The 26,659-nt window shown below is 70.6% G+C and carries 8 protein-coding genes; 5 read left to right on the top strand and 3 right to left on the bottom strand.

The genetic code is table 11. The features are described from left to right. The first annotated feature begins 702 nt into the window (after positions 1 to 702). The 5 genes from MFF07_RS19870 (at position 703) to MFF07_RS19890 (ending at position 23,367) form a co-directional block, all read left to right on the top strand. Positions 703 to 14,013 (top strand): autotransporter-associated beta strand repeat-containing protein, encoded by a 13,311-nt coding sequence (locus tag MFF07_RS19870; RefSeq protein WP_238232763.1) that lies wholly within the window; start codon positions 703 to 705, stop codon positions 14,011 to 14,013. Positions 14,014 to 14,136: 123 nt separating this feature from the next. Further along, positions 14,137 to 14,739 carry an invasion associated locus B family protein gene (locus MFF07_RS19875; RefSeq protein WP_238232764.1) on the top strand — a complete coding sequence of 201 codons (603 nt, stop codon included), beginning with the start codon at positions 14,137 to 14,139 and terminating at the stop codon, positions 14,737 to 14,739. A gap of 242 nt (positions 14,740 to 14,981) precedes the next feature. Beyond that, positions 14,982 to 18,806: a glycosyltransferase gene (locus tag MFF07_RS19880; protein ID WP_147817434.1), complete on the top strand. Its 3,825-nt coding sequence runs from the start codon at positions 14,982 to 14,984 to the stop codon at positions 18,804 to 18,806. 190 nt (positions 18,807 to 18,996) lie between these two features. After that, a complete protein-coding gene (dusA, locus tag MFF07_RS19885) occupies positions 18,997 to 19,971 on the top strand; it encodes a tRNA dihydrouridine(20/20a) synthase DusA (RefSeq protein WP_238232794.1) in 975 nt (324 codons plus the stop codon). 222 nt (positions 19,972 to 20,193) lie between these two features. Next, positions 20,194 to 23,367: an autotransporter family protein gene (locus MFF07_RS19890; RefSeq protein WP_147817436.1), complete on the top strand. Its 3,174-nt coding sequence runs from the start codon at positions 20,194 to 20,196 to the stop codon at positions 23,365 to 23,367. Positions 23,368 to 23,434: 67 nt separating this feature from the next. Here MFF07_RS19890 and MFF07_RS19895 read toward each other — a convergent pair whose 3' ends face one another. From MFF07_RS19895 to MFF07_RS19905, 3 genes are all read right to left on the bottom strand, one after another. After that, positions 23,435 to 24,130 (bottom strand): retropepsin-like aspartic protease family protein, encoded by a 696-nt coding sequence (locus MFF07_RS19895; protein WP_147817437.1) that lies wholly within the window; start codon positions 24,128 to 24,130, stop codon positions 23,435 to 23,437. Then, positions 24,127 to 24,339 carry a DUF1289 domain-containing protein gene (locus MFF07_RS19900; RefSeq protein WP_147817438.1) on the bottom strand — a complete coding sequence of 71 codons (213 nt, stop codon included), beginning with the start codon at positions 24,337 to 24,339 and terminating at the stop codon, positions 24,127 to 24,129. Before MFF07_RS19900 ends, MFF07_RS19895 begins: the two co-directional genes overlap by 4 nt. 64 nt (positions 24,340 to 24,403) lie before the next feature. After that, entirely contained in the window at positions 24,404 to 26,611 is a 2,208-nt protein-coding gene (locus MFF07_RS19905; RefSeq protein WP_147817439.1) for a xanthine dehydrogenase family protein molybdopterin-binding subunit, read from the bottom strand. Positions 26,612 to 26,659: the final 48 nt, after the last annotated feature.

Consider the following 26,659-nt stretch of genomic DNA (forward strand, 5'->3'; position numbering starts at 1 on the left):
CCTCCCTCACATACCAGCGCAGCACCACAAGCCCGCAGGCGCACGCCCACGGGCATAAACGCGTTCGAAATACGCCAGGTAAACCGTCGGCGAAGCGAAGCGAACCGCGCCAAGCCCGACACGAACATACGACGCCGGCGCACGACCGAGGTCACAGGCCCCCGAGAGGGGAGGGCCCCGAGGCCACGGCAGGGCCGGGGCCAACACCCGCGCCCGCGCAAGGATGCGAAACGCGGCGAGCCGATTGCGCGTCGGCCCGATCCCAGCGCCCGGACGAACCCGCACGGCGCCCGCGCTCACGCCCCCTCGCGGATCGGCAGAGCGAACCGAGCCCCCGACGAGCCGTGCCGAGCCGCAGACCGCAACCATCCCCTCGCGGCAGCTCTTGCACGCCCAAGCGATCAAGACCGCCAAACCGTCGTCGACGCAGATCGCAAGCAAGGAATCCGGCGTCATTCGAAAGATCGGATCGAAGGGCCTTTGTCTAACAGCAGACGAAATTCAGCATAGGCGTGCGCTGGGTCTGTGTCTCGGAATCCTCACCATAGGGTTTTCAATCCAGCCGTCGGACTCGACCGTAGATTGGGACGCTCAGTCAATGCGCGAGATCCGGCTGTCCTCTATCAGCTACGGATGAGAGCGCGCCGACAATCCCTCAATGGGTGCGGCTGCGCCGTCGAATTTCGCCTCAGGGGGCAGAGTATGTCGAGCGTCAACAGCACGGCCGTGTCGGCGGTCAATCGGATGCGCAGCCTTTGGCTCGCCTCGACGGCCCTGGTCGGGATCCGGCTCCTGCCGCAGCCGGCTCCGAGCGTACTTCACCTCCCGTCGTCGCCCGCGCTGCTGCAGGCGCGGATGGCCCGGCTCCTGGCGCTGGCGATCGAGACGCCGGCCTCGCTGCTGGCGCGGCTGAACCCGCTGCGGTCGCGCAAGGTGCGGCCAGCGGCGCGGGTCGGGCGGCGGAAGTGGCAGCGCGCGGCGCTGGCGGCGGCTGCATCCCTCCTGCTGACGGCGGCCTTGCCCGCCCATGCGCAGACCTGGAACGGCACGACCAGCGACTACAACACCAATGGAAACTGGAACCCTGCCGGTGCGCCCATCGGAGCGGGGCAGTCGGCCACCTTCGCCAACACCGGCTCTGCGACTGTCAACGTATCGGCCCCGATCGCGCCGAACGCCTGGACGTTCAACGCGGATGCCCAGAGCTACGCGATCACCGGTTCGGGCGTGAATTTCGCCGGGACGGGCCTCATCAACAACGATGCGAGCGGGACCATCCGCATCGCCAACGTCATCGGCGGTGTCGGCAGTCTCCAGCAGTTCGGGACCGGAACGCTCGTCCTGACCAGCACCAACACCTACACGGGCGGCACCACAGTCTCGGCCGGGCGCGTGATCGCGCAGAACACCGGCAACGCCCTCGGCTCCAGCGGCACCGTGGCGATCGGCGCCGGCGCCACCGTCGAGCTGAACAACACGGGAACCAACGGGTACACGATAGCGCCGAACACCTTCAACGGGGCCGGCACGATCGAGAAGACCGGAACCGGGGCTATCACCTTCGGGGGCAACGGCGGCAACACCAACATCAGCCTGTCGCAGGGCGGCCTGATCAACGTCCGCGAAGGCACTCTGGGCGGCAGCAGCTCCGGCCAGGGCATCTGGACCAACAACAGGGGCAGCCTGAACGTCGCCGCGGGGGCCAGCGTCAACACCGTCGAAGCAGCGGTCTTCATCGATGCGCTGACCGGGGCCGGGACGTATGCCGGCGGCTTCCAGGGCACGCGAACGACAACCATCGGCGTCGCCGGTGGAATCGGCACCTTCTCCGGGACGCTCGAGGACAACGCCGGCACGGGTGGGTTGGCCATCGTCAAGACCGGTGCCGGCACGCAGACGTTCTCGGGCGCCAACACCTACACCGGCGGCACCAGGATCTCGGGCGGCGCACTGCAGATTGGCGATGGCGGCACCACCGGTTCGATCATCGGCAATGTCGCAAACAACGCCTCGCTGATCTTCGACCGCAACAACGCCTACACCTTCGCGGGCACGATCACTGGCTCCGGTAACCTCACCCAGGCCGGCACAGGCACGCTGACGCTGTCGGGGACCAATACCTATACCGGCGGCACCACCTTCGCGGCCGGCACCATCAATGCCGGCAGCGCGGGGGCGCTCGGCACCACCGGCGCGCTCAACTTCACCGGCGGTGCGCTGCAATACAGTGCAGCCAACGCCGTTGACTATTCCGGCCGACTCTCGACCGCCGCCGGGCAAATCTACCGCATCGACACCAATGGGCGGGATGTCACCTTCGCCAATGCGCTGACCTCGGCGAACGGCAGCCTGAACAAATTTGGCGCCGGCACGCTGACGCTCACCGGCGCCAACACCTACAACGGCACCTCGATCATCTCCGGCGGCACGCTGGCGATCGGCGTCGCCGGTGGGGCCACCGGTACCCTCATTACGTCCGGCACCACCATCGCGCCGACGGCGGGCACCACGCTCACCGTCAACGCCGGCAGCCTCATTCGCAGCACGGGCTCCGTCACGATCAGCAACGCCAATGGCGCGTTCACGATCAACAACGCCGGTACGATCGACAGCACGAGTAGCAACACGATCCAGAACGGCAGCACGACGCTGACTCTGAACAATACCGGCACGGTCTCGTCGACGAACTTCGTGTCGGTGCTGGCTGGTGCGAACTCGCGGATCACCAACAGCGGCACGATCACCGGCGGCAGCAGCACCAGCTTCGGTTACGGCATCGAGGCCAACGGCCTGGGCACGCAGATCACCAACCAGAACGGTGGCATCATCCAGTCGACGGCGACCAACCCGGTCCGCTTCGACAACGGCGGCACGCTCATCAACCAGCTCGGCGGCACGATCCGGCATACCGGTACGACCAACAATAACGCGGGCGCCGGCGTCTATTCCAACGGCAACCTGACGCTGATCAACGGCGGCCGCATTACCACGACGAGCACCGGCGCGAGCGACGGCGTGACCGTGCTGGGTGTCGGGAACATCACCAACACCGGCACGCGCGACGGCAACGGCACCCTCACCGGCGGCCTGATCCAGGCGGCCAACGCCTCCGGCCTCGCTCTAGTCGGGGCGGGCAGCAGCGTCACCAACAGCGGCACGATCCAGGGCGGCACCAGCTCCAACGGCGTCAACCTCAACAACGGCGGCACGATCACCAACCAGGCGGCCGGTCTCATCGCCGGATCAAACGGCGGTATCATCAGCGCCGGCTCCAGCGCCGCGATCATCACCAACGACGGCACGATCCGCGCAACGGCTCAATCCGATGGGATCATGCTCGGGGCTGGCGGGACGATCAACAACGGCAGCGCAACCAACACCGCTGCACTCATCGCGGCCGCATTCGGCAGCGCCATCAACAACACGGGCAGTGCCGCAACGATCGTCAACAACTACGGCCGCATCCAGGGGACGAGCTTCTCAGGCGCCGGGCAGGCGAGCGGCACCGGCGCGTTCACGCTGAACAACCTCGGCACCGCTTCGATCGTCTACGGCACCGGCAACTTCGGGACGTACAACGCCGGCACCGGCACTGGTAGCGGCTTGCTGACCGTCACCAACCAGGGTCTCATCGTTTCCGGCGGTACCACGGACGCGAATGCCGCTGTCTATGCCAACGGTGCGGCCACCATCACCAATAGCGGCAGGATCGGCATCGGCTCGGTAAGCAACACCGGCGTCTACACCGCCACCACGACCGGCGCTTCGAACGCGATGTTGCTCAACGCTGGCGGCGCGGTCCTCAACCAGGCCGGTGGAACGATCCAGGGCGGCGGGGCTCGGGGCATTACCTCGAACGCCGGGCTGACGCTGACCAACCTAGGCACCATCAGCGGGACCAACGACGGCCTCGGCGTCCTGGGCGGGGCTTCGAGCGTGCTGAACGTCGGCACGATCAGCAGCAGCACGAACTCCGGCATCGCGGTGGGCGGCGCTGGGGCGACGCTGAGCGTCACCAATGCCACGCGCGGCACGATCACCGGCGGCTCGGACGCCACTTTCGGCTACGGCCTCGGAGCCAACGGCCGATCGATGACCGTGAACAACTATGGTTCGATCGGCAGCGGGGCACGTGGGCTCACCGCCGTCAACGATGGGACAGTGACCGCGAACCTCTACGCCGGATCGGCGACTGGCTCGATCCTCGGCTCCGGCGGAAACGATACCGTCTCGCTCTACACCGGTGCGGTCAACGCGGCGGCAGTCACGACGCCCTACGCCGATGCGGTGACCGGCGCGCAATCGACGGTCACGCTGCAGAACAGCGGGGCGGTCGCGGCCGCGACGGTCGGCGGTATCAACCTTGGGGGCGGCTCGAACACGCTGAACCTGGGCGGCACCGGCACCTATGACGGCGTGACCGGCACCAACACGACCGGTGCCCGCGGCGCGCTGAACATGTCGACCGTGTCAGGCCTGACGACGCTGAACAAGCAGGATTCCGGCACCTTCGTGCTGACGGGCGGCTACGGCGGCGCGCTCACCACCAACGTGCAGGCCGGTCGCCTGATCGCGCAGAACACCGGCAACGCTTTCGGTACGGGCACCGTGACGATCAGCTCCGGCGCCGTGGTCGAGTTGAACAGCACGGGTGCGAACCGCGTCGGTCTGGCTGCCGGAACGTTCACAGGCGACGGCAGGATCCAGAAGACGGGCACCGGAAACATCGCCCTCGGTGACGCCGGCAACGTGAACATCAGCCTCCTGCAGGGCGGCCTGTTCGACGTGCAGGCCGGAAGCGTCAACGGCAGCTCCAGCGGTCAAGGCATCTGGACGGACAACAAGGGCAGCCTCAACATCGCCTCAGGTGCGACCTTCGACGGCGTCGAAGGCGCCATCGTCGTCGACCGGCTCACCGGCGCCGGGACGCTGCGGGGCGGGTTCAATGGCACGCGGACGACGACGGTCGGCATCGCCAACGGATCCGACACGTTCACCGGCACCATCCAGGATGGGAGCGGTCCGCTCGCCCTGACCAAGGCCGGCACCGGCACGCAGACGCTCGCCGGCACCAGCACCTATACCGGCGCGACCACCATCAACGGCGGCACCCTGCTGGCCGGCGCGAACAACGCCTTCGCGGCGGCCTCGGCCACGACGGTGAACACGGGCGGCACGCTGGACCTCGGCGGCTTCGCCGAGGCGGTCAACGCCGTCGCCCTGGCGGGCGGCACGATCACCAACGGCACGCTCACCGGCGCGATCGCCTCGACGGGCGGCACGGTCAGCACGATCGCCGGAGGCGCCACGCTGGCGACGACCGCCGGCACCACGATCTCCACCGGCAACACCTATACCGGCGCCACAACGGTCGGTACGGCTTCGATCCTGCGCGCGGGGGCGGCCAACGGCTTCTCGGCGGGTTCGGCCTACACCCTGAACGGCACCGGCACGCTCGACCTCGACGGAACCGGCAACGCGGTCGGCTCGCTGGCGAGCGCCGCGACGACATCGGTCGTGACCAGCGGCACGGCCGGCGCGGCGACGCTGACCGCGGGCGGCAACGGCGCCACGACGGCCTTCGCGGGCACGATCCGGAACGGCTCCGGCACGGTCGGCCTGACCAAGGCCGGCGCCGGCGCACTGACGCTGTCGGGCGCCAACACCTATTCGGGCGCCACGACGGTCTCGGCCGGCACGCTGCGGGCGGGCGCGGCCAACGTCATCAGCACCGCGAGCGCCGTCGCCGTGAACGGCGGCACGTTCGACCTGAACAACTTCAACCAGTCGATCGGCGCACTCAGCGGCAGTGCCGGCACCACGGTCTCGCTCGGCTCGGCCACGCTGACCACCCGCACGGGGGGCACGGGCTACGGCGGCGCCATCACCGGCACCGGCAATCTCGTCGTTCAGGGAACTGGCAACCAGTTCTCGCTCGGCGGCACCAATGCCTACACCGGCACGACCACCGTGCGTGACACCGCCTCCGGTTTCGCGATCCTGAGCATGAATGGGTCGATCCTGGGCTCGAACACCGTCAGCGTCGAGAGCGGGTTCAGCACCGCGATCCTCAATGTCGGCAATGGTGCCGGCATCGCAAACACAGCAGCGGTCACACTATCGGGCACGAGAACCCCTGAGCTTCGGCTGCAGCAATCGACCGAGGTCGGTTCGTTGAACAGCACCGCGGCAGGTTCGATCGTAACGTTCGCAGCCGGCACCGTTCTGACGACAGGGCGTAACGGCACCGCCGATACGTTCGCAGGCAACATCGGCCCTGGCGGCAACGGCGCCTTGACCAAGACCGGCACGGGCACGCTGACGCTCAGCGGCGCCAACACCTATACCGGCGCCACCACGGTCTCGGGCGGCACGCTCCAGATCGGCAACGGCGGCCGGATCGGCCAGAACGCGGACGGGACCGTCTTCAGCAACGTCGCCACCGCCGGCGGCACGCTCGCGATCGCCCGGAGTGACGCCTACACCTATGGCGGCCTCGTCACGGGCTCGGGCACACTCGCCCAGACCGGCAACGGCACGACCACGCTGACCGGCATCAACGGCACGGGGGCCCAATTCACCGGCACGGCCAACGTCACCGCGGGCACCCTGGCCGTCAACGGCACCTTCGGCGACACCGCCGGCAACACGGCGATCGTGAACGTCAACACCAACGGTACCTTACACGGTACCGGCACCATCGCCGGCTCGGTCGTCGTCGGCAGCGGCGGCACGGTCTCGGCCGGCAACTCGCCGGGCACGCTGACGGTGGGCGGCAACTACACGCTCGATGCCGGCTCGACCTCGCTGTTCGAGTTCGGCTCGGCGGGCGTCGTCGGCGGAGCGAACAACGACCTGATCAGAGTCGACGGCAACCTGCGGCTCGGCGGTACGCTCAGCCTCGTCTCCGCAACGAACGCCGCCAGCGCTCCGGTCTCCGGCGCCTACCGGCTCTACGATTACGGCGGCACGCTCGCCGGCACGTTCGGCACGGTGACGACGCCGAGCGCCGGGTCCACGGCGCTGGTCTACACCAACATCCCGACGCAGGTGAACGTGCTGCTCACCAACGGCAACCAGTCGGTGCAGTACTTCGACGGCGCCGACACCACCGGCGCCACCGCCGGCGGCCAGGGCGGCACCGGTACCTGGAATACCGCCAACACCAACTGGACCACGCTGCCCGGCGGTCAGGTCAACGATGTCTGGCGCTCGGGCGTCGGCATCTTCGGGGGCACGGTCGGCACCGTGACGGTGGCCGGCACGCAAGACATCCAGGGCCTGCAGTTCACCACGACCGGCTACGCCCTCACCGGCGGATCGCTCAACCTGGGCGGCAACCCCTTCAACGCCGACACCAACAGCTTCATCACCGTCGATGCCAACGTCGCCACGACGATCGGCAGCGCGCTGGTCGGTTCGGCGACGGTCGGGCTGACCAAGCTCGGCGCCGGCACGCTGACGCTCACCGGCAACAGCGGCTACAGCGGCGGCACCATCCTCGCCGCCGGCACGCTGAACGCGGGCGGCGCCAACGCGCTCGGCACCGCCGGCACGCTCGCCTTCACCGGCGGCACGCTGCAATACAGCGCGGCCAACGCCGCCGACTATTCCGGCCGCTTCTCGACGGCCGACGGCCAGGCTTACCGCGTCGACACCAACGGCCGGAACGTCACCTACGCCACCGGCCTAGCCTCGCAGGGCGGCAGCCTCGCCAAGCTCGGCGCCGGCACTCTGACCCTGACCGGCGCGAGCACCTATGCCGGCGCGACGGCGATCGATGCCGGCACGCTGCAGGTCGGCAACGGCGGCGCGACCGGCTCGCTCGCAGCGGCCTCGGCCGTCACCGTCGCAGGCGGCACCACCCTGGCGCTGAACCGCACCGGCACGCTGGCCTTCGGCAACGCCGTCTCGGGCGCCGGTGCGCTCACCGTAAACGGCGCGACCGGCGCCAACGACAGCATCACGCTGTTCGGCGCGCTGCGCCAGACCGGCGGCTTCACCGTCGCGGATGCCTCGAACGTCACGCTGAGCGGCAGCTATTCTGCCGCCCCTTCGGTCTCGCTCGCGGGCGGCGGCACGTTCACCAACCAGGGCTCCGTGAACGCCTCGAGCGACGCGATCCTGACGAGCACGAGCGCCGACACCGCCGTCGTCAACGCGGCGGGCGCGCAGATCGTGGGCGGCTTCAGCGGCGTCATACAGGTCCAGTCCGCCGTCCCGGCGGCGCTCGCCGTCACCAATTCCGGCCTGATCCGCGGCAACGGCTACGATGGCGTGACCCAGCACGGCACGGGTGCGCTCACCGTCACGAATAACGGTACCGGCGTGATCTACGGGCAGAACGGCACGATGTCCGGAAACGGCTACGGCGTCGGCAGCGATGGCGGCGGCGTGCTGACACTCGGCAACGCGTTGGGAGGCACGATCGTCGGCCAGTACGCTGTCGTCGGCTCGAACGTCGGCGACCAGGTTGCCAATGCGGGCACGATCGCTTCCGGCACGCTCAACGAAGACGGGACCATCGCACCGGGCGGCGTCGCAGGCGTCGATCTGCGGCAGGGCGGCACCGTCATCAACCAGACCGGCGGCCTGATCCAGGGAGGCGGCAATGCCCTGCGTTCCGCCGGAGCGCTCGTCCTGCGCAACGCCGGGACGATCGCCTCGCCGAGCAGCGACGGCATCGTGACGTCATCGACGTTCGACATCCGCAACGCCGGCATGATCTCCAGCAGCGTCAATTCGGGCATCGCCGCCGTCAGCGGCAGCGGGACGATCGTCAACGCCACGGGAGGCACCTTCACCGGTGGCTCGAGCGCGCAGTTCGGCTACGGCGTGCAGTTCGCCGGCGGCTCCGGCACCATCGAGAACTATGGAACGCTGAACTCGACCCGCACCACGAATGGCGGCTCCGGCGGCATCTATGCCTACGACCGTAGTGGAACCGATCTGGCCACGGTCACGGCCAACCTCTACGCCGGCTCGACCACCGGCGTCATCGCGCTGAGCGGCGGCGACGACACCGTCGCGCTCTATACCGGCACCGGTACGGCCGGTTCCGGCGTCGTGAACACCGACGGCGTGCGTCTCCAGAACGCCGGCACCCTCGCGGCGGCGGCCTTTGGCACGATCGACCTCGGCGGCGGCACCAACACGCTGACCCTGCGCGGCGCGGGCGACGGCACGGTGGCCAACGGCGCGGCCGGCACGCTCGCCCTCGGCTCCGTCAGCGGAGCCGGAACGTTCAACAAGCTGGATGCCGGCACCTGGACCCTCACCGGCCAGACGGCCGCGCCGCTCGCCGGCATGACCGCCACCATCGACGGCGGCATTCTCGCGATCGACGGCGTCTTCGGCGACACGGCCGGCAACACGGCGGTCGTGAACGTCAACGCCAACGGCACGCTGCACGGCACGGGCACCATCGCCGGCTCGGTCGTCGTCAACGGCGGCACGGTCTCGGCCGGCAACTCGCCGGGCACGCTCACGGTCAACGGCGACTACACGCTCAATGCCGGCGCGACCTCGCTGTTCGAGCTCGGCGCACGGGGCGTCGTCGGCGGCATTAGCAACGACCTGATCGCCGTCGGCGGCAACCTGCAGCTCGGCGGTACGCTCAGCCTCGTCGCTGCGACGAATGCCGCAACCGCCCCGGTCTCGGGCGCCTACCGGATCTACAATTACGACGGCGCGCTCTCCGGCACGTTCGGCACGGTGACGACGCCGACGGCGGGCTCCACGGCGCTGGTCTACACCAACATCCCGACGCAGGTGAACGTGCTGCTCACCAACGGCAACCAGTCGGTGCAGTACTTCGACGGCGCCGACAGCACCGGCGCCACCGCCGGCGGCCAGGGCGGCACCGGCACCTGGAGCGCGGCGGGCACCAACTGGACCACGCTGCCGGCCGGTCAGGTCAACGACGTCTGGCGCTCGGGCGTCGGCATCTTCGGCGGCAGCGCCGGTACGGTGACGGTCGCCGGTGCGCAGAACCTGCAGGGCCTGCAGTTCGTCACCGACGGCTACCGCCTCGGCGGGCCGGGCACGCTCAACCTGGCGGGTGACGTGCTCACGCCGACCCAGAGCTTCGTGAACGTCGACAGCGGCGTCGGCGTCACCATCGCCAACACGCTGACCGCAACCGGCGGCACGATCGGCCTGCGCAAGCTCGGCGACGGCAGCCTGACGCTCACCGGGGCCAGCACCTTTGCCGGCACCACCACGGTCTCGGCTGGCACGCTCGCCATCGCGGCCGGCGGTTCGGTCGCCTCCGCGGTCGTCAACGCGGCGACCTTCACCAACGCGGGCACCGTCGGCGGCGGCCTGACCAACACGGCCGGCACCAGCACCAACACCGGCACCATCAACGGCGGCGCCACGATCCTCGCCGGAACCTTCAACACCAACGCCGCAACGAGTGTCGTCAACGGCACGCTCGCAAACAACGCCACCGTCAACGCCCAGGGCCAGATCAACGGTGCGGTCAGCAACCATGCCGGCGCGAGGCTCAACGTCGTCGGCGGGCTCACCGGTGTCGGCCGCCTGACCAACGACGGCGCCGTCGATCTCGGCGGCAACGGCCTCGGCGTCGGCTCGCTCTCGGGCACGACGGCGGCGGCCAGCATCGTCGGTGGCGGCACGTTGTTGGCTGGATCGGACAACACCTCGTCGAGCTACGCCGGTACCATCCGTGGCGCCACTGCGCTGACCAAGGCCGGCACCGGCACCCTGACGCTCTCGGGCGCCAACAGCCATGCCGGCGCCACCACGGTCTCGGCCGGCACCCTGCAGGCGGGGGCGGTGAACGCCCTCTCGGCAGCCTCCGCCGTGACCGTCGCCAGCACCGGCCGGATGGACCTGAACGGGTTCAACCAGACCGTGGCCTCGCTGGCCGGCGCCGGCAGCGTCACGCTGGGTTCGGCCACCCTCACCACCGGCGGCAGCAACGCCACGACGAGCTATGCCGGTACGATCTCCGGCACGGGCGGTGTGGTGAAGACCGGCAGCGGCGGCTTCACTCTGTCGGGCGCCAACGGCTTCACCGGTTTGACCGCGATCCAGGCTGGCACGCTGACGGTCGCATCCGGGGGCAGCCTCGCCGGATCGGTCAACAACGCGGCGGGCTTCACCAACGCCGGCAGCGTCGCTGGCAGCCTGACCAACAGCGGCAGCGCCACCAACACCGGCACCGTCAGTGGCGGCGTCTCGAACAGCGGCAGCCTCGCCACCTCCGGCGCGATCAACGGTGGCCTGACCAACACCGGCACGGTGACGGCCTCAGCCGGCCGCATCGACGGCGCCATCGCCAACAACGCCGGAACCGTCTCCATCTCCGGCACTGTGGCGAGCAACGGCACCTTCGCCAATGCGGGCGGCGCGACCCTCGCGGTGACCGGCACGGGCGCCTACGGCCTCGGTGGCCTGCTCACCAATGCCGGCAGCCTGACGGTGGCCTCGGGCGGCAGCCTCACGGCGCCGGCCGGGATCGTGAACTCGGGCTCGATCCGGGTGGCGCAGGGCGGCACCATCACCGACGCGCTGGCCAACACCGGCAGCGTGGTCAACGACGGCGCCTACAACGCCGACGTGAGTAACGCGGCGTCGGGCAGCATCTCCAACAGCGCCACCGGAATCTGGACAGGCAACCTCACCGCCAACACCGGCGGCGTGAGCAATGCCGGCCAGTGGCGCGGCGACAGCCGCAACGATGCCGGCGGCAGCGTCGCCAACACCGGCACCTGGACCACGACCACCGGCCCGTTCGCCAATGCCGGGACGCTCGCCACCTCCGGCGTGCTCAACGGCGGCGTCGCCAACACCGGCAGCGTCCAGGCCTCGGGCCAGATCGTCGGCGCGGTCTCGAACGGAATGGGCGCGAGCTTCGCCCTCACCGGCGCTCTCACCGGTGTCACGACATTCGTCAACGACGGCACGCTCAATCTCGGCGGCACGGCCTTCACCGTCGGCTCGCTCTCGGGCACGAACGCTGCGGCGACCCTGCGCAACGGCGCCCTGACCACGAACGGCGACAACAGCTCGACGGCTTACGCCGGCATGATCGCCGACGGGGCGGCGGCGACCTCGCTCACCAAGAACGGCACGGGCAGCCTGACGCTGACCGGCACCAACACCTACACCGGCGGCACCATCGTCAACGCCGGCACGATCGTCGCCGCCGCGGCCGGCCTCGGCAACGGCCCGGTGACCAACAACAGCGACCTGATCGTCGATCAGGCCAACGACGCCACCCTCGGCAGCGCCATCGACGGCACCGGCCGCTTCGTGAAGCGCGGCGCAGGCGCCCTGACCTATACCGGGACCGGCACCCTCTCGGGCGCCACCACGGTCGCGACCGGGCGGCTCAGCGTCAACGGGGGCCTCGCCAACTCCGTCGTCACCGTGGCGAATGCCGCGACGCTCGGCGGTACCGGCACGGTCGGCGGGATCGTGGCGAATGCCGGCAGTGCGGTCGCACCGGGCGCTGCTCCCGGCGCGGTCGGCACCCTGCGTGTCGCGGGCAACGTGCTGTTCGCGGCCCAGTCGCTCTACCAGGTCGACGCCACGGCGGCCGGCCAGTCCGACCGCATCGCCGCCACCGGCACCGCCACGCTCCAGGGCGGCACGGTGCAGGTCACGGCGCAGGCAGGGCTCTACAACCCGACCACGAGCTACACGATCCTCAGCGCGGCCGGCGGCCTCACCGGGCGGTTCGCGGGCGTCACCTCGAACTTCGCCTACCTGACGCCGTTCCTGACCTACGACGCCAACGACGCCTACCTCCGCCTCGCCCGCAACGACCTGCAGTTCGGCACGACGGCGCAGTCGCGCAACCAGGGCAACGTCGCGAATGCGGCGCAGGCGACGGGGGTCGGTGCGCGGCTCTACGACGCCATCGCCGTGCTCTCGGCGCCGCAATCGCGGGTCGCCTTCGACGCGCTGTCCGGCGAGATCCACGCGAGTGCGGTCACGGCGCAGTTCGAGAACGCCTTCCTCGTCCGCGAGGCGGTGCTCGACCGGCTGCGCTGGGGCGATGCCGGCGGCTTCGGCGGCAACAACCTGGGCATCGGCCAGCGCTTCGCGCCGGGCACTACCCTGCCGGGAGCCTACACGGCCGACGTCCCGGGCCGGACTCCGACGCTCGCGGCGATCCCGACCCGTCTCGTCGATCCGAACCCGGTCGCGGTCTGGGGCCAGGGCTTCGGCTCCTTCGGCTCGACGGCCACCGACGGCAACGCCGCCCGGCTCGCCCGCCAGACCAGCGGTTTCGTCCTCGGTGCCGACGCGCGGGTGGAGAATGACTGGCGGGTGGGCGCTGCCGGCGGCTACAGCTTCACCAACCTCGACATCACCGGGCGGCTCTCGTCCGGCACGGTGGAGAGCGGCTACGGTGCGCTCTATGCCGGCGGCCCGCTCGGAGCCCAGAGCCCGCTGCAGCTGCGCCTCGGCGCGACCTATGGCGGCAACAGCCTGACGACGCGCCGCGCTGTCACCTTCGCCGGCTTCTCCGAGAACGCGGGCGCCCGCTACGGCGGCACCACCGCCCAGGGCTTCGCGGAGGTCGGCTACCGTGTCGGGACGGCGGCGAGCTACTTCGAGCCCTTCATCGGCGGCGCCGCGATCCGCCTCGGCCGCGACGGCTTCAGCGAGACCGGCGGCGCTTCGGCGCTGACGGCACAGGGCCGTGACTACGACCTCGCGACCTCGACCGTCGGCCTGCGCGCCGAGGGCCGCCTCTCGGAGGTGTTCGCCACCGACATGCCGATCATGGTCCGGGCGCTCGTCGGCTACCGTCGCGCCTACGGCGACGTGGTGCCCTCGGCGCTCCTCGCCTTCGCGGGCGGCCAGCAATTCGTCTCGGCCGGCATCCCGATCGACCGCGACGCGCTGGTGGCGCAGGCCGGAATCGACTGGCAGATGGCCCCGAGCACGACGCTCGGCGTGAACTATACCGGCCAGGTCGGCCAGCGCGCACAGGACCACGGCGTGAAGGGTAACTTCACCTACCGGTTCTGAGACCGCGGCGACCGACACCACGGCCACGCACGGCAAGCGGAATCCCCGGATCCTGCTTGCCGTGTGTGGCCGTTCGACCCACACCCTTCGCGATCTCACATCCCTGCCGAAAGGCCTGCCGTCATGATCCGTCCCGTCACGATGCCCTGGAAGGCCGGCCTCGGCCTCGCCGCCACGGCCGCGGTCATCGCCGCCCTCCTGTCGGGACCGGTCGCCGGAGAGACGGCCAAGCCGGCCGCTGCGCCGCCGGCCAAGCCCGTCCCGAACGAGCCCGGCGCGACCACGGCGAGCTTCGGCGACTGGGTCCTGCGCTGCCAGCGCGGCGGGTCGGCCGAGAAGCCGGTGCGGGTCTGCGAGGTCGCCCAGTCCATGCAGGTCCAGGGACAGAACCAGCCCATCGCCCAGATCGCCATCGGCCGCGCCGGCGCCGGCGAGCCGCTTCAGATCACGGTGCTGCTGCCCCCGAACGTCGCCTTCCCGAGCAGCGTGCGCCTGCTCTCCGACGAGAAGGACACCGGCGGCTACGAACTGGTCTGGCGCCGCTGCCTTCCCGGCGCCTGCGTCGCCGACGCCGCCGCCAAGGACGACGCCCTCAAGCGCTGGCGCGCCGCGAACGAGCCCGGCCGCATCGTCTTCAAGAATGCCGGCGGACAGGACGTCGCCATTCCCCTGTCCTGGCGCGGCCTGCCCCAGGCCCTCGACGCGCTGGTCAAGGAGCCGGTCTAGAGCATTTTCGAGCGAAGTGGCTTCCGGTTCGCGTGAAGAAAATGCGACCACTCATAGAGATAGAGCAGCTTCCGTGGATCGGAGATCACGAAAACTGCTCTATCGGCTTCCCCCGCCGGCTTCGGGCAGGGGGCCATCCCCGGCTATGCAGGCCGGCCGGGTTCGTCTACGCGATTCCGGCCATGTGATCCGTATCGATCGAACGGGTTGCGGGCGGCCGACGCAGGAGATCGCACATCGGGATGATCGGCAGGCTGCTCCCGTTCGGTGCCGGGCGACGCAGGCGTCGTGAGCGGTTGCGGGCGCGGCGCATCATCGAGTGCTCGGGGCTGTTCGATGCCGCCTGGTATCTGGACCGCCATCCGGACGTCGCCGCCTCGGGGCAGGACCCGCTCGATCATTTCCTGAGATCCGGCGCAGGCGAGGGGCGGCCTGCTGGCCCGGACTTCGACACGCGGCTCTATCTCGCTGCCCATCCCAGCCTCGCCGACGGCCGGGGCAACGCCCTACTGCACTACCTCGAACACGGCGCGAAGGCGGGGCCCTTCGTCGGTCCGGCCCTGCCTGCCTCCGGCCCGCCGGGCGGAGCGGCTCTCGAATCCGTCAGCTTCAGCGTCATCCTGTTCGACGGCCCGCAGGCCGCGCGCGACCGGACCCTGCAGAGCCTGACGCGCCAGGGCGATGCCGTCGTCGAGGTCATCGCCGGGCGCAGCGATACGCAGCTCCTCCCGGTCCGCACGGTGTCGGCCGTGCCGGATGCGGCCTTCCTCGGCGTCGCGCTCGATGCGGCGGCCAACGCCTACGTCGTCCTGCTCGATCCGGGCGACATCGTGCTGGACGGCGCGCTCGCCACGCTCGCTGGTCATCTCGCCCGCGAGGGATCCGACATCGTCTACGGCGACGAGACCTCGGGCGAGGCCGATGCGGCGACGCCGCAATTGAAGCCCGGCTGGTCGCCGGACCTGCTCCGGGCCTACAATTACTTCGGGCGCCTCACGGCCATCCGGCGCGACATCGCGCGCGCGGCCCGCCCCGATCCGTCGGCGGGCGCTGCAGCGGAATGGAGACTCAACCTCGCCGCCGCGGCCCGCGCCGGCCGGATCGACCGGGTGCCCGTCGTTCTTTGCCGGCGAACCGAACCGGACAGATTCGACCGCGTTCGCGCCCTGAGCCATCGCGCCGACTACGAACGCGTTCTTGCAGCGCATCTGGCGGACCGGGCGGACGCACCGCGGATCGCGTCGCGCGGCGACGGCACGTTCCACGCCGCCTGGACGCTGCCGGTCCGTCCGCTCGTCTCCGTCGTGATCGCGCATGCCGCCGCCGCCGACACCCTGCAAAACCGTATCGACAGCCTCCTGCACGGGACCGATTACCCAGACATCGAGATCGTCGTCGTCGGCCACCGATCGGCGGCATCGGAGACCGAAGCGCCCTGCGAACGCCCGGCCGACCGGCCGATCCGGTTCGTCCCCCTCGACGGAAGCCTCACCCCTGCGAGGGCGTGCAACCTCGGCGCCTCGGTCGCGCGAGGGCAGTTCCTTCTCTTCCTCGGCTCGAATCTCACGGTCGTCGCGAGCGGCTGGCTGGACGAACTGGTGCGGCATGGCCTCGGTGCGGGCGTCGGCGTGGTCGGTCCGAAGCTGCTCGCGTCCGACGGCGGGATCCGGGAGGCGGGCATCGGCCTCGGCTTGCGGGAGCTCTGCGCGCCCGTCTTCGAAGGCGCCGCGCCGGGCGAATGGGGCGTCTTCGGCTCGCCCGACATCGAGCGGAATGTCGCCGCGGTGTCGGGGGCCTGCCAGCTCGTGTCCCGGGCGGTGTTCGACCGCGTCGGCGGATACGACGAGCGGTTTCTGACCGTCTGCGCCGCGATCCCGTTCTGTCTCGACGCCGCCCGAGCCGGCTTCCGAACCGTCTATGCCGCCGGGGCCGTCCTCATCCAGGCGGAGGCTTCGCCGGATGATGCCGAAGCCGCGGCCGATCGGGTGCTTCTGGCGGAACGCCTGCGCGCCCTCGGGATCGCGGAGGATCCGTTCCTGCATCCCGCCCTGGACGCCCGGAGCGCCGCGCCGCGCCTGCGCGAGCACTGGCCGGAACTCGGAACGCTCGACCTGCCGCGCGGCATCGCGCGGCTGGCGCGTCCGCCCGATGTCGCCCAGCCGCTCGACCTGTTCGACGACGGGGCCGTGGCGGCGGCCGCGGGCTTGCCCTGGAGCGCAGTGGCGTGGGGCGGCACGCAGGATGGCGCATCCGGCGCCCGGATCCTCATCGAACTCCTGCGGCGGCGGCCGGATCTTCGCGCCCGCTTTCCGCGCGCGCTCGGCGCGGGGAGGGGAGGCGGGTTCGCCGAGTGGGTCGGGACGGAGGGGATCGCGATCCTGCGCCTGTCGGACACCCAGGCCGCCGGCATTGCGGCGGCCTTCGCGACGGATCCCGGCGCCCGCGCTCGCCAGTACCTCACCTACGACGCCGCGTTTCGCGCCGAGGAACCGCTCTTCCTCCTGCCGAACGGCCGGCCGGCTACCTGCCGGCGGCTCTTCGAGGCGGTCGCGGCCCGGCTCCTCACGCTGGAGGAGGTCTGGTGGTTCCTGCTCGCCTGCGCCGAGACGCCGCTCGACGAACTCCAGGAGACCTGGGCGATCACGCCGCTCTGGCAGGCGGCGGTCCCCGACGGCGGCAGCGTCTTCGGCATCGTCGATCTCGTGCAATGGGTTAGCGCGACCTACGGCATCACCTCGGATTGGCTGTTCGCGCCCTGCGAGCCCGCGACGGCGAGCGATGCGGAGCAGGTCCGGTTGGGCCTCGCCACGCATCCGGACTGGCGCGCCGCCTTTCCCGATGCGCTGACCGACGGATCGCAGGCGCAGGCCCTGTTGCAGTATCTGTCGACACGCCGGTCGGGCCTGCCGTTCGTCGCGCGCGAATGGGCGCGGACGCGGGACGTCTCCGCCCTCGCGCCGGAGCTTCGCAAGGGCGGTGTCAACGTCCTCGGCCATTTCTCCTACCCGTCCGGGTTGCGAATCTCGGCCGAGAGCATGGTCGCGGGTCTGCGCCTCAACGGCGTGCCGCTGAGCCTGCGCGACGTGCCGATCCGCTTCGCCACGGACGAGCCGATCACGCCGCGGCTCACGGGCTCCGAGGTCTTCGAGACGACCATCGTCCACGTGCAGCCGCAGCCGCTGTTCAGCGAGGCCTATGCCCGCGCGGGGCTGCGGCCGCGCGAGGCGCGGACCTACCGGATCGGCTACTGGTACTGGGAGTTCGACGCCCTGCCGCCGGACTGGAATCGCGCGGCGCTCGATTGCGACGAGTTCTGGACCGCAACCGAATTCGTCGCCGAGGGCCTGAGACGGACGTTCCGTCAGCCCGTGCGGGTGCTGAGCCCAGGCGTCGAGCTCCCGGAGTTTCAACCCTTGCCGCGCGCGCATTTCGGCCTGCCCGAGGGCGACTGCCTGTTCCTGTTCACGTTCCACATGACGAGCGTCATGGAGCGCAAGAATCCGCTCGGCCTGATCGCGGCCTTCCGGCAGGCGTTTCGCCCGGACGATCGGGCGAAGCTCGTAATCAAGACCGCGTTCGGCCGCGAGCATCCGGAGGCGTTCGCCCGGTTGCTCCAGGCCGCGCAGGAGGCGGGCGTGATCCTGATCGACGCGACTTTTACGCGGCACGAGACGCTTGCCCTGATGGCGGCCTGCGACGCCTACGTCTCACTGCATCGCAGCGAGGGCCTCGGCCTGTCGATGGCGGAGGCGATGCTGCTGGGCAAGCCCACGATCGCGACGCGCTACTCGGGAAACCTCGACTTCATGGACGACGGCAACGCCCTGCTCGTCGAGTCCCGTCTCGTGACGCTCGACCGGGATCTGCCGCCCTATCCGCGCGGGCTGCGCTGGGCCGAGCCATCGCGCGACCATGCCGCCGCGCAGATGCGCCGTCTCTACGAGGACCGGGCGTTCGGGCAGGCGCTGGGCGCGGCGGCCCGCGCCGACCTCGCGACGCGGATGAGCCATCGCGCCAGCGGCCGGCGCATGGCGGACCGGCTCGACGAGATCGCGGCGATGCCCTGAACCGCCGGCCGGCGCACGACCCTCCGGCGAGCCCGTCCCTTTTGGCGGCCGCCCGCGCGTGGTACGCGACCGGCCGTTCCCGACGACGCGCCCAAGGCCGCAGGTGGCTCAGCCCGGATCCATGACCGACGTGACCGACAGCCTCGCAACCGGCGGCGCCCTCGACGGCTGGCGCTTTTCCGTCGCCCCGATGATGGACTGGACCGACCGGAACTGCCGGTCGTTCCACCGGGTCCTCTCGGCGCGCGCCCGGCTGTACAGCGAGATGGTCACCACCGGTGCCGTGCTGCACGGCGACCGCGAGCGGCTGCTCGGTTTTTCGGGGGCCGAGCACCCCGTCGCGCTGCAGCTCGGCGGGTCGGATCCGGCGGCGCTGGCGGCCTCGGCCCGGATCGGCGCGGATTTCGGCTACGACGAGATCAACCTCAATGTCGGCTGCCCGTCCGACCGGGTGCAGGAGGGCCGCTTCGGCGCCTGCCTGATGCGCGAGCCGGCCCTCGTCGGCGATTGCGTCGCCGCGATGAAGGCGGCGGTGTCGGTGCCGGTCACGGTGAAATGCCGCATCGGCGTCGACGACCAGGACCCGGAAGCCGCCCTCGACGCCCTCGTCGCGGCCGTCACCGCGGCCGGCGTCGACGGCCTCGTCGTGCATGCGCGAAAAGCCTGGCTGAAGGGCCTGTCGCCGAAGGAGAACCGCGACGTCCCGCCGCTCGATTACGGACGCGTGGCCCGGCTGAAGGCGGGGCGCCCCGACCTGCCGATCGCCCTCAACGGCGGCGTCGCAGACGTCGCTCAGGCGCTCGGTCTGCTGGATGGGGTCGACGGCGTCATGGTCGGCCGGGCCGCCTATGCCGACCCGGCGATCCTGCTCGACGTAGACCCGCTGATCTTCGGCCAGCCGGCCCCGGCCGCCGACCCGTTTGCCGCCATCGACCTGTTCGCGCCGACCATCGCCGAGGGTCTCGAAGCGGGCCTGCGGCTGCACGCCTTCACCCGGCACATGCTCGGCCTGTTCAACGGCCGCCCCGGCGCCCGCGCCTTCCGCCGCCACCTCGCCACCGCCGGCGTCGCCGCCGATGCCGGCCTCGCGACGCTGCACGAGGCGGTGGGCAAGGTCTCGCGCGAGTGGCAGTTCGCGCCGCCGGCGGCGGGGGAGGCGGCCTGAATCTGCCGGCCATTCGAGGTCATGCTTCCCCGTGACGCGAACGATGGGAGCTTAGGTTATCTTTTGTCGCCTAAAAATGTCGCGGCTAATCAACAGTTGCAAGCATACAACGGGCCGAGGCAAGAAAAATCATGACTGGATTATGACGAGGCGCAGGACGTGATTCTCCCTTAACCGCATCGGCGACGGCCAAGCTCCGATCGATCGAGGGGGAACCGACCGATGCTCTTCAAGACCAGCGTTTCGATTGCGGCGATCCTCGCCGGCACGATGGGTGCGGGCGCAGCCCGGGCGCAGACCGCCAACACCACCGCCTCCAACGTCAACGTGCTGAACCTGCTCTCGCCGTTCCTGTCGCTCAACGCCGACGCGACGGGCCGGGCCACGCTGCAGGGCAACCTCGCGCAGGTGATCGCGATCAACGCCGGCGCGAGTCTCGCCCAGCAGCAGCTTGCGATCAGCGACAAGAACCTGCCTGGCTCGGCCGCGAACAACCTCTCGTCGGTTGGCCTCGGAACCTACGGCGTCGCGGCGAACCTCGCCGGCGGGTTGCCGGCGCAGACCCCGATCAACGGCATCACCCCGATCCAAGCGGTGGGCGGCCTCGGCACGCAGCTCGGCCCGATCTACCAGCGTGGCGTCGCGGCCGGCACCGGTGGCCCGCTCGGCGGCGTCGTGAACCTGCTGGCCAGCACCTACAACGTCACCGGCGGCGATCTCGGCGTAGCCAAGAACTACTTCGCCAACGGCGCGGCGACGAACCCGAGCACGACGCCGGCCGGCTACGTGCCTGTGCCGGCCGTCGCGCCCGCCGGCTACACGCTGCCGACGGCGAACGGTCTGCCGAACACCCGCAACAGCGTCTACGACACGGCCTACGGCGTCTCGAACACGCAGGCCGGCCAGAACGTCTACGGCGATTCGCGGCCGGTGCAAGTCGCGCCCGACCGCCTCAACAAGTTCGATCCGACGGCCCTGAGCGGACTGTCGACCAACCCGTCCTTCCCGAGCGGCCACACCACCTACGCCTATACGGACTCGATCCTGATCGGCATGCTGGTGCCGCAGCAATACCAGAGCATGGTGCTGCGCGCCTCCGAGTACGGCAACAGCCGCATCGTGCTCGGCGTCCACTACCCGCTCGACATCATCGGCGGCCGGGCGCTGGCGACCTACGACCTCGCCCAGGCCTTCACCAACCCGCTCTACGTCAACAACGCGGCCGCCACCGGCACGGCGGTGAACCTGCCGGGCACCTTCGCCAACGCGCAAAGCCAGATCCAGGGCTACCTCGCCGCGCAATGCGGCGCCTCGGTCACGGCCTGCGCGGCGAGCGCGGCCAACACCGCCGGCAACCCCTACGTTCCGTCGGCTGCGAACCAGGCCCTCTACCAGCAACGCCTCACCTACGGTCTGCCGACGCTGAGCTTCGCACAGGCCCCGCGCGAGGGGGCACCCACGGGCGGCCCCGACGCCTCGATCCTGCTCGCTCCGCTCTATGGGGGCTCGAGCACGGCTTCCGCGGCGGTCGCGCCGGGCGGCGGCCTCTACGGCACGCTGCAATCGAGCACGATCAACCAGATCCTGGTGAACACCGAGACCAATGCGCTCGCCGCCTTCTACGGCTCGGCCCTGAGCTACTGGGCACGCCTCGATCTCTACTCGGCCGCCGGCTATTTCGACGGCGTCACCGGCACACTCGCAATGGATGCGCGGGACCGGCTGACGCGGGACGTCACGGTGGCCGATGGCGGCGCGCTCTACGCCAACGGCACCATCGCCGGCACGGCGACGGTGGCCTCGGGTGGCCTGCTCGGCGGCACGGGCACGGTCGGCGGCCTCGCCGCGCTGAGCGGCGCGACGGTGGCGCCGGGCAACTCGATCGGCACGCTGAACGTCGCCGGCAACGCACGCTTCGCGGCCGGGTCGACCTATCAGGTCGAGGTGAACGGGGCCGGGCTTTCCGACAGTCTCGCCGTTGCCGGCACCACGACGCTGAACGGCGGCACGGTGCAGGTCCTGGCGCAGTTCGGCAGCTACGATCCGCGCCGGCAATACGCCATCCTGACCTCGGCCGGCGGCGTCAGCGGACAGTTCTCGGGCGTGTCGGCAAACTTCGCCTTCCTGACCCCGACGCTGCGCTACGGTGCCAACGCGGTCGACCTGACCCTGACCCGCAACGACATCGCCTTCTCGACCATCGCCCGGACCCGCAACCAAGCCTCCGCGGCCGATGCCGTGCAGGGTGCGGGTCCGAATTCAGGCGTCTACGGCCGCACGGTCGGGCTGACGACGCCGGAGGCGCAGGGCGCCTTCCAGGCCCTCTCGGGCGACGTCCATGCCAGCGCCGCCGGGGCCGCCTTCGAGAGCGCCTTCTTCGTGCGCGAGGCGATCCTCGACCGCCTCCGCCGCGGCGGCACGGCCGAGGGCGCGGATTACGGCAGCCTGCCGGCGACCTACACGGCGGACCTGCCCGGCCGTATCGTTGCGCCGACCATGGTCCCGGCGCGGGTCCTCGACCCGCGGGTGTTCGGCCTGTGGGCCCAGGGCTTCGGCGCCTTCGGCAAGACCGACACCGACGGGAACGCCGCGGGCTTCCGCCGCCAGACGGCGGGCTTCGTGGCCGGCGCCGACGTCCGCCTCGACAACGGTTTTCGCATCGGCGTCGCCGGCGGCTATTCGCGCACGACGCTCGATACGTCCGGCCGGCTTCAGTCGGGCGAGATCGAGAGCGGCTTCGGGGCCGTCTACGGCGGCACCGAGTTCGGTCCGGTAGCGCTGCGCCTCGGCGCGGTCTATTCGGGCAACGACCTGCGCACCCGCCGCTCCGTCGTCTTCCCGGGCGTGTCCGAGACCGACACGGCCCGTTACGGCGGCGCGACCACGCAGGGCTTCGGCGAGCTCGGCTACCGGATCGCGCTCGGCCAAGACGGCCTGATCGCCAAGGGCGCGGCTCCGGTCGCGTCGTCCGCGACCTACATCGAACCCTTCGTCGGCGGCGCCTACGTCAACATCGGCAACGACCGCTTCACCGAGACCGGCGGCGTCGCGGCCTTGCGCGGCTTTGCCCGCGACAACGACATCGGCACGGCGACGGTCGGCCTGCGCGCGCAGACCACGTTCGATCTCGGCCTCGGCCTGCCGGTCCAGGCCTATGGGCTCGTCGGCTACCGCCGCGCCTTCGGCGACGTGGTGCCCACCGCGCTCCTCGCCTTCGACACGGGGCCGAGCTTCGTCACGGCCGGCCTGCCGATCGACCGCGACGCGCTCGTGGCCAATGCCGGCCTCGACCTCCGGGTCTCGGCCAACGCCACCATCGGCGTCGCCTATACCGGACAGATCGGGGCCCGGGCCGAGAACCATGCCGCGAAGGGCAACTTTACCATCCGCTGGTAGGGTCTCCGCCGATGGGAAAGGGGCGTCGCCGTCGCGGCGGCGCCCTTCCTGTGTTCGAAAAGGCCTGTCAGCGGCTGCGCAGGATCAGCCGGTCGCCGCGCACCTCGTAGGACGGCAGCCGCGTCAGAAAACTCTGACCCAGGAGGTTGGTGGAGAGCGCGCCGGGCTGGCTCACCATGGCGTCGACGTTCCGCTCGGTGATCGGGCCGATGGTGATCGAATCGAGCCGGATCGGCGCGGTCATCGCGGTGCCGTTGGCGGTGGAGACCTTCGTGCGGAAGGCGCTCTCGGCGGGCTTGATGCCCAGCGCCGCGGCGCTCTCCATCGTCAGCACCACCGAACTCGCCCCGGTATCGAAGGCGAAGCGCTGCTCGGTGCGGCCGTTGACCTCGGCGAACACCGAGAAGTCGCCGTCGGCGCGCCGCGTGATCGTGACTTCGCCGCCGGGGCCGATGACGGCCGTGCCGGGCCGCAGGGCGCCGAGCAGGCCGCCGCCGATTTCCCGCGCCTGCTCCTTGTAGGCGTAGCCGGCGACGACGACGGCGCCGATCCCGACCCAGATCAGCAGCGCACGCAGATTCTCGCCCATGCGGTCGCGGAAGCGGTGCCAGAAGCCGGCGGAGAGCAGCACGATTACGGCGCCGAGATAGGCCATGTGGCCGAACTGGTCGGTCGCGAGCCCGGCGACCTGGCCGTCGTCGCCCGTGGCGATCAGCACGACCAGCGCCGCACCGAGGATGCCGAGACCGATCCAGAGCCTCATGCCGTGCGCGCTTTCCGGTTGGGGAAGGCCCGGCTCAGGCGTTCGTCGAGCACCGCCATCACCGCGAGCCGCTGCGGCTCGCTCATCGAGCCCCACAGCCCGATCTCGTCCCGCGAGCGCCCGCAGCCCTCGCACAGGCCCGTGGCGGCATCGAGGATGCAGAGCTTGGTGCAGGGGCTGGACGGCTTCGGGCGGGGTGCGATGGTCATGAGACGCGCAGATGAGCCATCCCGGGTGGCGGAATCAAGGAGTCCTGCGCCGTCCGGTCCGGGTTCAGGCCCCCTTCAACCCCGCCAGATCCAGCGGCAGCGAGCGCAGGCGCTGGCCGGTGGCGGAGAAGATGGCGTTGGAGATCGCCGGGGCGATCACCGGGACGCCGGGCTCGCCGATGCCGGTGGGCGCGGCGGACGACGGCATGATGTGGACCTCGACCCGGGGCATCTCCGACATCCGGGTCGGCCCGTAGCTGTCGAAGTTCTTTTCCTGCACCACGCCGTCCTTCAGCGTGATCCGGTTGCGCAGCACCGAGGACAGGGCGAAGCCGACCGCGCCCTCGACCTGGGCGCGGATCACGTCCGGGTTCACGGCGACGCCGACATCGACGGCCGCGACGATGCGGTTGACCTTCACGGAGGAGTCGCCGGCCGTCACGTCGGCCACCATGGCGACGTAGGAGCCGAAGGATTCGTGCACGGCGACGCCGTAGCCCCGTCCCTTCTCCGACGGCTTCTTGTCCCAGCCGGCCTGTTCGGCCGCGAGCTTGAGCACGGCGGAGAGGCGCGGCGCGCGGCCGAGCAGGCCGAGACGGTAGGCGACAGGATCGACACCGGCGGAATGCGCCAGCTCGTCGATGAACACCTCCATGACATGCGCCGTGTGGGTGTGGCCGACCGAGCGCCACCACAGCACCGGCACGCCCTCGCGCCCGTTATGCACGTCGAAGCGGTAGGCCGGGATCTGGTAGGGCGTGTCCGAGGCGCCCTCGACGGTGGTGGCGTCGATCCCGTTCTTGACGATCATCGCCTCGAAGGGCGAGCCGATCATGATCGACTTGCCGACGATGACGTGTCGCCAGCCGGTGATCGCCCCCTTGTCGTCGAGGCCGGCCCGGACCTTGTGGAACACGGTCGGGCGGTAATAGCCGCCGGCCATGTCGTCCTCGCGGGTCCAGACGAGATGGACCGGGGCCTTGCCGTCCCAGGCGGCGACGATGCTGGCGGCCTCGGCGAAATAGTCGGCGCCCGGCGTCGCGCGCCGGCCGAAGGAGCCGCCGGCCCATTGCGTGTGCAGCCGGACCTTGTTCGGGGTCACGCCCAGGGTCGCAGCCACCACCGCCTGCTCGACGGTCTGGAGCTGGCAGCCGGCATAGACGTCGAAGGTGCCGTCCGAGGCGCGCTCGATCGTGCAGTTCAGCGGCTCCATCGCGGCATGCGCGAGGTAGGGGAAGCTGAACTCGCCCTCCAGCACCTTGGCCGAGCCGGCGATCGCCTTGTCAGGATCGCCCGCCTGCGAGGCGACGAGGCCGGGTTTTTTGGCGGTTTCGCGGTACTCCGCCAGGATCTGATCCGACGAGCGCGACTCGGCGGCGCTGTCGTCCCACTCGACCTTCAGGGCCTCGCGGCCCTTCATTGCCGTCCAGGTGTCGCGGGCGATCACGGCGACGCCCGCCGGGATTTTGACGACCGCGACGACGCCCGGCACCGCCTTCGCCGCCTTGTCGTCGACACGCCTCACCATGCCGCCGAACTTCGGCGGATGCGCGACCACCGCCGTGACCTGGCCGGGGCGGCGGATGTCGAGGGAGTAGATCGCGGTTCCGTCGGTCTTGGCGACGGAGTCGAGGCGATGCGCCTGCTTGCCGATCAGCGTCCAGGCGCCCGGCTCCTTGAGCTTCGGCTCCTGCGGTACCGGCAGGCTGGCGGCGGACTCCGCGAGCTCTCCGAACCGGGCCTCGCGGTTCGAGGCGGCGTGGCGCACGACGCCCTTCGCCACGGTGATCTCGGAGGCCGGCACCTTCCACTGGAAGGCGGCCGCCGCCACCAGCATCTCGCGGGCGGCGGCGCCGGCCTTGCGCAGCTGGAACCAGGAATTGGCGATGGCCGTCGAGCCGCCGGTGCCCTGCACCGGGCCCATCAGCAGGTTGTTGTAGAGCGCGGCGTCGGCCGGCGCGAAGCTGGTGCGCACCTGCGCCCAGTCGGCGTCGAGCTCGTCGGCGAGGATGGTGGCGAGGCCGGTGGTGTTGCCCTGCCCCATGTCGAGATGCTTGATCATCACCGTGACGGTGTCGTCGGCGGCGATGCGCACGAAGGCGTTGGGCTGGGCCGCGCCCTGCGAGAGGTCCGGGCCGCCGGCCGCGCGCGCGGGGCTGCGCAGGTCGAGCCTGAAGCCGATCAGGATGGCGCCGGCGGCGGCACCGCCGAGGAAGGCGCGGCGGGAGGGCACGCGCGAAGGCGTCGTGTGAGGCCGGGCAGTCTTGAGCATGGGGGGCTCCGCTTCGGCGATGAGGGTTCGGGACAGGTAGCGAGAAGG

Origin of the sequence: Methylobacterium thuringiense (assembly GCF_022179645.1) — a bacterium.
GTDB lineage: Bacteria > Pseudomonadota > Alphaproteobacteria > Rhizobiales > Beijerinckiaceae > Methylobacterium > Methylobacterium thuringiense.

Coding starts and splice junctions, on each gene's coding strand:
- dusA (WP_238232794.1), top strand. CDS start 18,997: ATGATGGACTGGACCGACCGGAACTGCCGGTCGTTCCACCGGGTCCTC.
- MFF07_RS19875 (WP_238232764.1), top strand. CDS start 14,137: ATGATCCGTCCCGTCACGATGCCCTGGAAGGCCGGCCTCGGCCTCGCC.
- MFF07_RS19890 (WP_147817436.1), top strand. CDS start 20,194: ATGCTCTTCAAGACCAGCGTTTCGATTGCGGCGATCCTCGCCGGCACG.
- MFF07_RS19905 (WP_147817439.1), bottom strand. CDS start 26,611: ATGCTCAAGACTGCCCGGCCTCACACGACGCCTTCGCGCGTGCCCTCC.
- MFF07_RS19900 (WP_147817438.1), bottom strand. CDS start 24,339: ATGACCATCGCACCCCGCCCGAAGCCGTCCAGCCCCTGCACCAAGCTC.
- MFF07_RS19880 (WP_147817434.1), top strand. CDS start 14,982: ATGATCGGCAGGCTGCTCCCGTTCGGTGCCGGGCGACGCAGGCGTCGT.
- MFF07_RS19895 (WP_147817437.1), bottom strand. CDS start 24,130: ATGAGGCTCTGGATCGGTCTCGGCATCCTCGGTGCGGCGCTGGTCGTG.
- MFF07_RS19870 (WP_238232763.1), top strand. CDS start 703: ATGTCGAGCGTCAACAGCACGGCCGTGTCGGCGGTCAATCGGATGCGC.